We start from the raw sequence: 12,789 nt of genomic DNA, 5'->3' as shown, positions 1-12,789 counted from the left end.
CCATATTCGGGAACTATTTTAATTTAACATAGGTTTCAATGATCACTTGTTTGATTCCCAATTCTGGAAGATTTTCTTCTCCCTTTTGAATTAATGTATCGCCTTTTTGAATCAACTCGAAATCAAATATATTGTTTTCCCAATCCCGCATACTACAATATTGTAAACGCTCTTGGTAATTAACTCCATTAAGCGAATAGGTACCACCACCAGAGACAAATAATGGATCTTTTCCCTTCCCTTTTTCTTTGTCGTGGTTAAAGAACGAGAAATGACTTTCATTAAAGATTTTAATCATTTCTGTTCTTAAAGTATCCGTAAATGCAACAATTGTATCTTTACCCCTAATTGTTTTACTATCTACCAAACGATAGGTGCCAACAATCTTTTGCTTCTGCTCATGTGTTTCTTTATCATGAGTTGAGCAAGATAAAAACATCATTCCGAATAAAATAATAATAAGGCTATGATCTTTTAGGTTTTTCATAAAATGGTTTTAAATAACAGGGGGTCAGCGAATAGCATTGACCTCTGTTAAAATTGCAATAAATTATTTGCCCCACCAAATTCGACCTATCAATTTATTCTAAAATCCTAAATCCATACTTTTTACACCACAAAACATACATCCTAAAATTCAATCATGAAGACTTTAACAACTGTGATAACACTGTTGGAAAAATGAAGGGTCAAGAACCAATTCGTCTATAACCAGGAATACCTACCAAAATTTTTGTTAGGTATTCCCAGCGTTTGTTATTTAAATCTTTTATCCAAATAGCTGCTTAATACTTTGCTCAGCATAGCCAGCACTCGCAGTCATCCCCTTACCGCCGATCCCAGTACGTACATGAATACGATCGCTAACATCGACTTCCAGAATTTCATTTTTATGCTGTGCGTAAAAACCTGCCCATGTGCTAGCGATCATAGTATGATTCATAGGAAGGATACGATTTGCTTCCATTAACATCAATTCATTAATATGGCTATTGATAGAAAACCCCAATTCTTCCAATTGACTGCCTTTAGCATATTCATGCGAATCGCCTATAATGATGCTTCCATCAACAGCTTGCTTAAATAAGATATGGATACCATTTTCACGCAATTCTTTATAATGCTCAGGCACTGCTATCTTGTGAAATGAAGGACAATACTCTTCAAAACTTTCATAACGACGAAGGGTAAGTCCTGTCAGGATATTACCCGGCAGATGCATGGTTTTCATCGGTTTAGTACGCATCATTTGTAATTTACTAATCTTCAAACCACTATCTTCAAATAATGAACGATAGAGCACCTTAAACTCATATCCATTACAGATAACGACTTTATCCGCCTGAAAGGTTTCCAAATCACTTGTTGTTATTTTCACCGAATCAGCATAATCTTCACAAGCCATCACCGTCTTATTAAACCTCAACGTATATTTTTCAAATTTACTTTGCATATACTGATGTAAACGATGGATCATCATCTCAGGCTCCACACTCAGCTCCTGCTTAAATACAATCGCTTCCTTCACATAATCTGCATGCATCATTGGATAGGCTGCCAATATTTGCTCTTTTGACCAAAGCTCATGCTCATAGCCAACTTGCTTATAATGTGTACTCAATTCGTGTGCAATCTGAACTTCGTCACAATCGGATGCAATGTAGATGCTTCCATTATTGCGTACAGAAATATCCATTTCCTTTTGGATAGCCTTATATATTTCTAATCCTCTAACCCCGTAATCAAACCATTTACCGGACATTCCAGAAGGTACGACCTGTCCAAAATTACGAACTGTTGAACTTATAGGAAAATTATCCTTCTCCAATTCTAATACTTTTAATCCTTTTAATAAAGCATGATAAGCGTGAAAAGTCCCCAAAATCCCACCTCCCACAACGATTAAATCATATTTATTTATATCCATTTTATGTTTTATGTTAACTTATTTGAACGTCACTATTTTTTACACACCAAGATTTCACTGTTTCTTGTTCCATTTTGTCGACAGCTTCTTTTTTATCGACAGCATCCTTTTTACGAACAAAATAGTATAATGATAATAAGGATAATCCCCCTCCAATTATTGATGTAAAAAAAACTAATTGTATAAAATAACTTCCCCAAGTCACTGAATTGGGTAATAACTCTTTATTGAGTAAGACAAAGAAACTACCTAAATAGCCAATAGCATCGGCCAAATACATTACAAAACCAATATTACTTTTCATTTTGTATGTAGCAATCATTCTTTCGAAGAATATGGCATTATAGGGGATATAGGCTAAATACAACCCAAGACCTACCATCAACATCCAGCTTAATCCACTGATCATTTGGATACTGAACAGATACGTTGAAACCCCCGCTATAAAAAATCCGCTTATGATGAGCATATGAATTAATTTGAAAGCCTTCAGATTATCCTTGACCAAGATAAGTAGCGCTATTAATATTAAGACAATCAACGCAATCATACCGTCAACTTTTGCAAAAACACCGTTACCTTTTAAATGAAGCATTTCCCATATTTCGATTTCAAAATTATCACGCACATCACGTATTATGGTCAACATAGTATAGATAACCACCGTTAATATAATACCTGGTTTAAACATTTTAAAAAACTCCTTCCTGCTTGTCTTATCCATAGCTACACGTTCTGTCCTTAACGCCTTATCTTGCTCTGTAGGATGGGGTGCCTGCTCTAAAAGCCAGACACAAGCTATAAAAGGTAAAAGAAACAAAAAACCAGTACAGAACGGCATCCAATATTCATTAATCGGAAAAGTGTGCATCAGCCAACGTCCTACCGTCTTGATGAGACCAGAGGCAAAGATTAAACTAACAGCCATCACCGCACCCATTATTTCGGTATATTTCCTACCTTCCAGGTAACTGAAGACTAATCCCCATACCATGCCTAAAGGGAAACCGTTCAACAAAAGAAAGGCAACATTATAAGGACGAGGGAAACCAAGCAAATGCCAATAGACTAAGCCAAGAAATGCAGATCAAAACAATCAGATAGCGCCCACGGTTCTTTTGTTTACTTTCTGCAATAAATTTGATACCGTAAAATTTAGAGCACATATAACCTATCATCTGAGCAATCACCAAGCATACCTTGTAATTAATACCCCAGACCGTAGCATCATCAAAAGAAGCAGCAGTAAACGATTTTCGAAAAGAATACATACAAGTATAACATAGAAATGCTGTGACTGCCAAAAGAATGGCAACAGACTTTTCATCCATTTGACTAATACGCTTTTTAAATCTTTGTGTTATCTCCATTATTTAGTGCTTATATCTGTGATACTTTCTCTACATCCAAAAGTAAACTTCAAAAATTAACACAATACTAAACTTTTGTTAAGTATTTGTAAACAATAAATCGGCTTTTCTAACTCGCTCATATCTTAAAAATAAAAAAGACTTACCTATTAAGGAAAGTCTTTTTTATTTTTAATTTGTCATAGGTTATTTTCGATTTTGATCGAAAAAGTAAATTATCAACATAATCGCTTTATCAGGACCAATATTTCTTGGTGTATGGGACAATCGGCCATTGAAGAAAATAGAGTCACCTTCATCTAACACAATTACCTGATCTTTGAAAACATATTCAACCTGACCACTCAGGATATATTTATATTCAAAAGCCTCGGTTTTGACCATTGGACGTTTGGCGTCAGGCAACAGCTCTAACAATACAATATCTAAAGTTGAACTATCAATAGAGGAAGAAAATATACGCTTGTAATGGAAACCAATTGCTTGCTCTTTTTCAAACGCTTCATAACTATCCTTCTTTCTGACAATTATAGGACCTAATGCATTATCTGAGTTAAAGTCCTTAAAAAACACATTCAAATCCACATCAAGAGCATTGATGATATTGATCAAAACGAACAGAGAAGGAATCGTTCGGTTATTTTCTATCTGTGATATTAATCCCTTACTGACACCAGCTTTATTCGCCAATTCATGAATGGTAATCCCTTTAACTTTACGGATTTCCCTTATTTTACTACTAATTTTAAATATCGTATTATCTTCCATAATCAAATCAAATGTAATCAATTATTTGTTTTCACATACATTAAGTTTCTATTACTTAACATAAGGTGAATCCAATACTGATGATCCCTAATCGCGCAATTCATAACATAAATTTAATATTAAATCAATATAGTATATATAAACATTATTTAGTATTGCAAAACAAATGTGTTGCTTTTTTATTTCTTACTTAAGTTCCGCATCAATAAGAAATAAACATCTTTTGCATAAAAAATCAAGCAATTAAACGTATATTTTTAATCATATTAAAACAAAAAACAAATTAAGCATGAGTAAACTAAAATTAGCTGTATTTGATATGGCAGGAACAACTGTTCAAGATCATAGAGAGGTAGAAAAATGTTTCTTTGACGCCATCACTGCTACTCAATTGGACATTACACCATCTAAAATCAATAGTATGATGGGTTGGTCAAAAATTTTGGTATTCGAGACGATTTGGAAAGAAGCTATAGGTGAAAATCATCCTTCCTTCCATGCTAAAGTAAAAGAATCATACGATTATTTTTGCAATACCTTAGAATCACATTATGAGACAGTGGGTGCTAAACCATATGATGGCGTATTGGAAGTGTTTGAATTTTGCAAAAGCCAAAATATAAAGATAGCACTGACCACTGGCTTTTATAGAAAAGTAACCGATATCATCTTAGCAAAATTGGGTTGGGATAAAGGATTAGACAGTCAGTACTTAAGTCTGGACAATACAGGTCAGAATATCATCAACTGCTCGATTTCCAGTAGCGATGTTATAAATGGTCGCCCAACTCCTGAAATGATCCAATTGGCTATGAAGAAATGCCAAGTAGCCGATCCAAAGCAAGTCATTAATCTGGGTGATACACCATCCGATTTACAATCGGCTGCTAGTGCCCAAGTATTGTACTCAGTTGGTTCGCTTTACGGTACGCATAACGAATCGGAGTTAACTCCATTTGCTCATGACCGATTAATTCACCAACCAACGGATTTAATTGGCCTAATTCAAGAATTAAATCGCTAAAAGTATAAGTCTATAAACAACAAAAGAGGTGAATCATTGGATTCACCTCTTTTGTTAATAGGATTATTGTTTAAAACAGTATACATTCCCCGCAAAATCAGTAACATAGATTAAGTTATCCTTAACCGTCACCTCTGCTAATATCGGTACACCTATATTTATTTCTTCTTTTAGATTACCATTTTTATCCAAGCGATATAGGTATCCATCAGACGCTGCAAAAATAAAGTCATCACCGATACACTGTACAGCTGCTTCGACGGTTGCAACTAGCTTATTTTGATCAGGAGAACTGTAGGAAGAAGTATAGATCAGTGCTTCTTTTGTCATAAAGTTCCAATTCTCATCCAGCGTATTTTTATTTAAAGCGATAACACCATGACCAGAAGTAGACAGTATCAATTGATTATCCCGAATCACTGGGGTAGCCATAACTTTAAAATCATAATCGAAACTTTTTTTACGTAATACATTACCAGTCAATTTATCCAAAACAAATACGGTATTTAATCCCGTTACATACACTTCTTGACCAATAACCGCAGCGCCACCACTTCTAAAGCGGAGACCATCTTCATTCTTCTTCCAAAGTAATTTACCCGATTTGCGATCATGTGCAAATAGACTATTCCAATTGGCACCAGTAAATAACATATCCTCAGTTACCGTTATCTCTCCAGGCATCGCCTCCCCACCATTCCAGTCTTTATTACGCCACAATTCTTGGCCTGTTTTTAAGTCCAATGCCGTTAAATAAGAACCGTAACCTGTATAATATGCTCCATCATAAATAACACCTGCTGTCACAAAACTTGGCAGACTTCCTTGACTTAATTCCTTCTTCCAAATTAATTTTCCAGTTTTAGCCTCCAAAGCATAGGCATTTCCAGCAACATCAGTAGCTGCTACTATCCCATTTTCATAACGCAACTTCTGTTTGATTGAATTAGCTGTCGTAAATGTCCATAAAGTTTTTCCTGATTTTTCATCCAAAGCTGTTATATGAGATTTCCCATTTCCACCATCGTCAAAGGTAGCCCCAAGAACTAATCCCTCTACGACTAAAGGACTTACCTTCCAACTATTCCCTGCTAGATTACCGGTCCATTTAAGTTGAAGGTCATGCTTTTTATCATTCCCTTCAAAATTTTGCTTCTTAATGGACTGTGTGCCATCATTATATTCGACTTCAATGAAAGCCGTAAAAGATTTATTCGTCAACTTCAGAATGGGCTGAGACTCCCATGACCAATCCGAAAGAGCTTTTAAAGGTTCTAGTAACAATTGTTGTCCCTTATCATCAAGCACACGTATATGTACAGACTTTACTTCACGATTACTATCGTATACTTGTACATGAAAATGAATTTTATCCTTTGAGCTTCCTTGCAACGCAGGATCTATAAGTTGAATATGGTCATTTAGATTGCTATATTTTGGAACAACATCAGTCACACCATCTTTAGTCAATTTGATTTGTAGAAATTGACCAACAGCATGATCTATGCCTCCTTTATTAGGTGCGTTTGTTGAAATGACACGTACACCATTTTCCTTATTGACAAAGGAATAATTATTATGCCAGTGACCAAATAACCATGCCTTCAAATTATATTTTTTCAGGTCTATTTCCTCGGTTTTACCCTTCAACACAAAGTCAGGTCCTATTGCAAAATCATGGTTAATAAAAACAACAGGTTTATTTTCATCTTTCAATTCAAGATCCTTTTTCAGCCACGCAATCACCTGATCTTTCGTATAGCTAGGTTGGTAGTCACCACCCCACATAGGTGTCACCACAAAATGAGCTGGGCCAGCATCAAAGGAATAATAGGTAGGGCCAAATAAGTCCTCAAATAATTTTTCTCCATATTCTCCCTTGACCAGATCATGATTACCAACGGCATAATAGACAGGGACTCCCATTAATTGACTATTCACCTGTTGCGCATGGAAACGCATACCTGGTTCGTAACAAATATCGCCAGTATGCATAACCAATGAACTCTGTTGATTTGCTGCATATTTACGCACGTTCTCAACCCAAGAACCATACAATGCCGTTTCGGTATCTGTAATTTGAATAAAATTCAACTCATCGGGATTTTGAGATGGATCCTTAACAAGTCCTATTGAATAATCCTTTTGTTGCGCATCAATCTTCAAAAAGTGAGTTTTAGAAGATTTAAAACCAGTAGGTATTGTTGCAAATACAAAGCGAGCTTTGGGATTGTCAGGCAATTCAAAGTGACCAGCAGCATTTGTTTTTACCACTTGATAACCGTCTGAAACCACTACATTTTCGATTGTATTTTCACCTATATCCTGCTTTCCATTTCCATTAGAATCAATAAAGACCTGACCACGATACTGGGCATTTACCCCTCCTATTCCTAATGCCAATAGGGAGGTTAATAGCATATATTTACTTTTCATTCTAGTGTTTATCATACTTATATAAGTATTCTTCGTTTATAAATGAACCCATAACCACCTATTATTACTAACAAGTCGTTATGGGTTACAACGTTTATTTTTTATCTTACTTAGCCCAATCAAATGGTTGTTTTAAATTTGGATTCAATGTTGTTTGTTGAATTGGTATTGGTCTATAATAATAGTAATCACCCTTCCATTCACGTTTCTGATCCCTGTCTCGCGCAAATAGAATATGACCTTTTGTTCCCTCTGAAAGATAGATTACATTTTCACTAAGGTAATATATCACCAAGTCTTTTTTCTCATCTTCTGGCAAATTTGCAATCGGTGTAACATCATCTTTACTATTTAGGATAGCAATATCGACCTTACCATCACCTGTAACATCAAAAGCACCGAGTCCCTTGACATACATACCTTTCGGATTTTCTGCAAAAAGTTGACCAACATACCAACGATTTAAATCATTTGCGCGAAATCCTTCAGCTGCAAGCTCCACTCTACGCTCCCGACGAATTTCTAAAATCACGGCCTTATTACTTGAGACATTAGGATATCGAGCAGCTAAGATGGGGTCAACAGTAACACTCCCTCCGACTAAATTTGGCATGCCAACACGTTTACGTAATTTGCCAATAGTAGCGTCAAGATCTGCTTGGCTGATATCGTTCAATTCTGCTTTCGCTTCTGCGTAATTCAACAATACTTCTGCATAACGCATGATCGGTAAATCAGTATAGTTTAAATCCCATCCCAAACGGATACTAGGATCACGAGGGTAAAATTTGACTTGTAAATAGCCTCCAAAAGTAGGTTTCAAGATATAAGGAACTGGCAATTCGGGATTCGTTTTAAAACCAGGTTCCATTATGGTCTCTGCTAATCTTGGATCACGATCTTTAAATAGCTCCGTAATTACTTTTTTATCATATCCGGACTGGTTGGTAAAGCGTGTTCCATCCTTCATTAAAAACTCTTCCATCAGATCTTTACTCAAGGCCCATTGATAATCAAATACGGTATGACTATTATTTGCTACCCCTTCTCCAGTACTATTTTTCTTATAGAAGATAACTTCTTTATTTGCTGATAAATCCGTACTTGAAAATAAAGCGCGATAATCTTCCCCTATCTTACCTGTATTGTATATATCAAACCCACCTTGATCCATCACCTGTTTCGCCGCTTTTGCAGCCTTCTCAAAAAAGACATTTGACGTCTGATCTAACTTCAAGTAAGTATGATATTTACGATAACTACCTTCATATAAAGCAATACGGGATAGTAGTGTCAGTGCAGCCCACTTTGTTATTCTGGTATTCGTTCCATCTGGCTTAATATGCTCTGCCGCAAATTCCAGATCAGCCATCACTGAATCTACGACCAATGTTCTAGGATCTTGAGTCTTCATCAACAGCTCTTCTTCATTTTCCTCTATTTTCGCACTATACCAAGGCACATCTCCATAGGTCATGACCATCTTGTAATACCAATTGGCTCTATACAACCTTGCAATACCAATAAAATGATTGATTGATGCCGCATCCCCTTTTGTCTTATGTACATTTTGTAACATAAAATTTATACGGCGTAAACTTTTCCAATCATCCCATCCTCCAGCATTTGCTACAGTCAAATTACTTCTGACCATATTATCAGTTGTTGATGAACCGCTAAGCCCTGCGATATTATCGGAAAACCCATCCGAATAATTTGGCCCTATCATACCATACATGCTATTTGTATAGACTTCCAAATCTTTTACGTTGAGGAAAGTCATATCCTCCGATATATTCGTTTGTGGCATACGGTCTAAAAAATCCTTACTACAAGAACTTAAAAATACCATCAGCATGCCCACACTTAAAAAAATATTAAATCTCTTCATTACCTTATTATTAAAAGCTTAAATTCATTCCAAATGAATAAGTCCGTTGAAAAGGATAGATCTGTCCATCAAGTCCCTCAGGATCTAATGACACTTTCAAATTCGATTTTTCAAATAAATTTTCTCCACTTGCATAAAAGTACAATCTACCCAACCCTGTACGTTCTAACCATTGTTTAGGAATTTCATAACCTACTGTGATATTTTTCACACGCAGGTAACTCGCATCTTGCATATAATGATTATTAGCAGCAGCTAATGATTTTCCACTTTCTTCAGCAGCATAAGCACGAACAGCAGGGAAATAACCGTCTGGATTCTCTGGAGACCAATGGTCCAAATTTTGTTTCGTCACATTCGTCCAAGGTTGTGCGTAGATACCCCAGAAATACACATGACTTCCTCCAGGGTACCAATCTCTTTTACCCACGCCCTGTAAGAACATGCGTAAACTAATGCCTTTCCATTTACCACTCAAGTCCAAACTATACGGATATTGCTTATCACTATTACCAATAATATTCATATCACCATGATCATCCAAGGTATTTTTACCCTTATTAATCCGCTGATCATCATTCTGATCTTTGAATTTTATATCACCGATGTAAGAGTTATTGCCAACATTGGAGTTTCCAATGTCCACCATACTTAAGTCCTTTAATTGCTGTTCATTTTCATACACCCCATCGTAGGTATAGCCCCAAATGGTGCCCAGTCGTTGTCCAACATAATAGTCAGATAACAAATTAGTCGGGTTATCATACTTAGTAATGGTTGCCTTAGAATTGGAAATCACGAAAGCCACATCATAAGAAAATGGAGAGTCGCCTAAATTGAACTGATCACGCCATCCGAGACGAAGATCCCATCCTTGCGTTTTCAAGTCTCCAGCATTCATTTTTGGAGAATTAACACCAAATACACCTGGCAATGTTCTGCCCGGTACCAACATATCTTTGGTCGTTCGGGTGTACATATCTGCTGTCAAGTTCAAACGGTTATTGAGCATGGACACATCAACCCCGAAATTTGTACTTGCCACTTTTTCCCATGTAAAAGATTTTGATATTGCGTTTGGGGGATTGGAACCTATAGGTCTATCTGGGCCGAGAACCCATCCTATTTTTGATACATCCATAGTCGGTATAAAAGAATAGTTACTAACATTCTGATTCCCTAAAGACCCATAAGAACCCCGCAATTTAAATTGGTTAATTGTTTCTTTCAAAGGTTCAAAAAATGACTCTTCTGATATCGTCCAAGCCCCAGCTACCGAAGGAAAGAAGCCCCAGCGATTACCTGTTGGGAAACGTGATGAACCATCATATCGACCATTCAATTCGAGTAAGTATTTACTATCATAGTTATATCCCAGTCTGTAAAAAATACCCTGAACAGCCCAATCACTAATTGTATGTCTAGTTGTCATGGCTCCAGAAGCCAATTCAGGAGATGGTAAATCATTCGATATTAGGTCATTCCTTCTCAATGAAGTCCATTCATTTTTTTGATACTCTTGATTATACCCCAATAAAGCGGACAAATCATGTTTACCAAATGATTTATTAAAATTGGTATATAGATTAAAGACATCATATTTATTATTATCATTACCTTTTGATGCATATGATGTTGTAGATCCAGCATACTTAACCTCCGTCTCAGGGCCAGTGCGGTAAGGAATCGGAATATCAAAAGAACTTGTATTTCCCGAGGTTCTTCTAAATGTTACATCAGCATTCACATCCCAAACATTTTTTATGATGGAAGCTTTAGCATTAAATGTAGTTTGAAATTCGTTAATTTTTCTTCGCGTTCGTCCACCTTCTTGCATACGTCCCAATAGACCTGCTCCAGCCTGAGTCCAACTCCCGTCCGGGTTTTTAGCGACATCAAGTGAACTCGTACGGTTCACATTCCAGAAGAAATCGCCATCCATAAATACAGGAGAGTCAAAATCACGAATGGAAATCATCGAATTATTACCAAAAGACAACCAATCGTTTACTTGAAGATCAACTTTACTACGTGTGTTATATCGATTCATTTTATCGTTACCATATTTCAACATGCCATCCTGTCGTAAATATTCACCAGAAACCAAGTATGATAATTTCTCTGATTTCTTACCTATATTCAGGTTAAAGGTTTGACTTGGTGCATATTTCTTATAGGCTTCTCCCATCCAATCCGTCGAACCATAGTACATGTAATTGAGTGGATTGGTAGGGTCAGTAATAACGCGAGGAAGATCTGGGTTATTTTGGATCTGTTTAGCATATTCACGTACAGCATCTGGAAACAAATCATATAGCGGAGCTGCTGCCAATCTTTTATATTCCATCACTGTTAATGGATCTGTCACAATCTCTGGCAATTTCCCAACTGTTCTCATCGCTGTATTGTAACCAAAATCAACTTGTACCTGATCAGTCTTAGCTGATTTTGTAGTGATCAACACCACACCGAATGCGGCACGAGCACCATAAACTGCTGCCGAAGACGCATCTTTCAATACGGTAACCGTTTCAAAATCGTTGGGATTAAGACGAGCAATCTCATCTGAAGAATAAGGTACATTATCCACTAGAATCAATGGTCCTCCACCATTGATCGATGTTGCACCACGAATATTGAACTCTGCACCTGCAGTTGGACTACCACTTGGATTCGTAATATTTAAGTTAGGAATAAGGCCTTGCAGTGCCGCACCAAGATTCGTCACCGGACGATTCTCCAATTGCTTCGCACTAATTTGATCAACAGCACCGGTCAAGTTCACTTTTTTCTGCTTACCATATCCAACCACAATCAATTCTTCAAGCATTTCACTACTACTCTGCATATTAATGCGCATCGACTCTTCAGCCTTTACTTCCTGAGTTTCGAAGCCGACCGAACTGACCCGAATATAAGCTCCCTGGGGAACTTTAAGTGTAAATTGTCCAGCATCATTAGACATCGTTGCCAGTTGACCGTTTCCTTTAACCACAATTGATACACCTTTTAAAGGTTTCCCATTTTCCAAGATCGTTCCCTTAACAGTGATTTGAGATTGAATGGTTGTTGACGTAGTGGTCGTTTCAGCAAATGCATGCGCGACTCCATTTGCTGATAGAAGCAACAAGGCTAACATTTTTGAGGTACTTGCCTGCTTAAAAAAAGGCAATACCGATCTATCCTTCCATTTGGATACGAAGGAAATCTTTTCCATATTTGAATAATAATTAGGTTATTAAAATTATCTAGAAATTTGATGACTATTTAGAGGAGATGTTGCCGCATCTCCTTTTTTATATTCTTATAATATTTACATAAGCAACTTCATTAGGCATAAGTTATATCTTTATTTATCAACATTTTGCTATTA

At 36.5% G+C, this 12,789-nt stretch carries 9 protein-coding genes; 1 reads left to right on the top strand and 8 read right to left on the bottom strand.

Features of this window, described 5'->3' with window-relative positions; genetic code table 11:
• Positions 1-13: 13 nt before the first annotated feature.
• From ACFX5U_RS03460 to ACFX5U_RS03440, 5 genes are all read right to left on the bottom strand, one after another.
• Positions 14-487: a hypothetical protein gene (locus ACFX5U_RS03460; RefSeq protein WP_400262510.1), complete on the bottom strand. Its 474-nt coding sequence runs from the start codon at positions 485-487 to the stop codon at positions 14-16.
• Positions 488-769: 282 nt separating this feature from the next.
• Positions 770-1,927: a TIGR03364 family FAD-dependent oxidoreductase gene (locus ACFX5U_RS03455; protein ID WP_400262509.1), complete on the bottom strand. Its 1,158-nt coding sequence runs from the start codon at positions 1,925-1,927 to the stop codon at positions 770-772.
• A 13-nt stretch (positions 1,928-1,940) separates the two neighbouring features.
• On the bottom strand, positions 1,941-2,984 hold the full coding sequence (locus ACFX5U_RS03450; protein WP_400262508.1) for a DUF5690 family protein: 1,044 nt from the start codon (positions 2,982-2,984) through the stop codon (positions 1,941-1,943).
• Entirely contained in the window at positions 2,959-3,297 is a 339-nt protein-coding gene (locus tag ACFX5U_RS03445) for a DUF5690 family protein (protein WP_400262507.1), read from the bottom strand. The genes ACFX5U_RS03450 and ACFX5U_RS03445 overlap by 26 nt, the downstream gene beginning before the upstream one ends.
• A gap of 186 nt (positions 3,298-3,483) precedes the next feature.
• Positions 3,484-4,065, bottom strand: a complete 582-nt coding sequence (locus tag ACFX5U_RS03440) for a helix-turn-helix domain-containing protein (RefSeq protein WP_038696296.1) — start codon at positions 4,063-4,065, stop codon at positions 3,484-3,486.
• Positions 4,066-4,354: 289 nt separating this feature from the next.
• Here ACFX5U_RS03440 and ACFX5U_RS03435 point away from each other — a divergent pair, with 289 nt between their 5' ends.
• Positions 4,355-5,089, top strand: a complete 735-nt coding sequence (locus ACFX5U_RS03435) for an HAD family hydrolase (RefSeq protein WP_400262506.1) — start codon at positions 4,355-4,357, stop codon at positions 5,087-5,089.
• Between the two features lie 63 nt (positions 5,090-5,152).
• Here the strand turns inward: ACFX5U_RS03435 and ACFX5U_RS03430 are convergent, their stop codons facing one another.
• From ACFX5U_RS03430 to ACFX5U_RS03420, 3 genes are all read right to left on the bottom strand, one after another.
• A complete protein-coding gene (locus ACFX5U_RS03430) occupies positions 5,153-7,525 on the bottom strand; it encodes a PQQ-binding-like beta-propeller repeat protein (protein ID WP_400262505.1) in 2,373 nt (790 codons plus the stop codon).
• Positions 7,526-7,631: 106 nt separating this feature from the next.
• A complete protein-coding gene (locus tag ACFX5U_RS03425; protein WP_400262504.1) occupies positions 7,632-9,416 on the bottom strand; it encodes a RagB/SusD family nutrient uptake outer membrane protein in 1,785 nt (594 codons plus the stop codon).
• Positions 9,417-9,426: 10 nt separating this feature from the next.
• Positions 9,427-12,633 carry a SusC/RagA family TonB-linked outer membrane protein gene (locus tag ACFX5U_RS03420; protein WP_400262503.1) on the bottom strand — a complete coding sequence of 1,069 codons (3,207 nt, stop codon included), beginning with the start codon at positions 12,631-12,633 and terminating at the stop codon, positions 9,427-9,429.
• Between the last annotated feature and the right edge of the window lie 156 nt (positions 12,634-12,789).

This window comes from Sphingobacterium sp. SG20118, assembly GCF_044740685.1.
In the GTDB taxonomy this organism is placed as follows: domain Bacteria; phylum Bacteroidota; class Bacteroidia; order Sphingobacteriales; family Sphingobacteriaceae; genus Sphingobacterium.
The sequence above is the reverse complement of the archived record's forward strand: the minus strand, read 5'-3'. Positions and strand labels throughout refer to the sequence as shown.

Coding starts and splice junctions, on each gene's coding strand:
- ACFX5U_RS03460 (WP_400262510.1), bottom strand. CDS start 487: ATGAAAAACCTAAAAGATCATAGCCTTATTATTATTTTATTCGGAATG.
- ACFX5U_RS03455 (WP_400262509.1), bottom strand. CDS start 1,927: ATGGATATAAATAAATATGATTTAATCGTTGTGGGAGGTGGGATTTTG.
- ACFX5U_RS03445 (WP_400262507.1), bottom strand. CDS start 3,297: ATGGAGATAACACAAAGATTTAAAAAGCGTATTAGTCAAATGGATGAA.
- ACFX5U_RS03440 (WP_038696296.1), bottom strand. CDS start 4,065: ATGGAAGATAATACGATATTTAAAATTAGTAGTAAAATAAGGGAAATC.
- ACFX5U_RS03435 (WP_400262506.1), top strand. CDS start 4,355: ATGAGTAAACTAAAATTAGCTGTATTTGATATGGCAGGAACAACTGTT.
- ACFX5U_RS03430 (WP_400262505.1), bottom strand. CDS start 7,525: ATGAAAAGTAAATATATGCTATTAACCTCCCTATTGGCATTAGGAATA.
- ACFX5U_RS03425 (WP_400262504.1), bottom strand. CDS start 9,416: ATGAAGAGATTTAATATTTTTTTAAGTGTGGGCATGCTGATGGTATTT.
- ACFX5U_RS03420 (WP_400262503.1), bottom strand. CDS start 12,633: ATGGAAAAGATTTCCTTCGTATCCAAATGGAAGGATAGATCGGTATTG.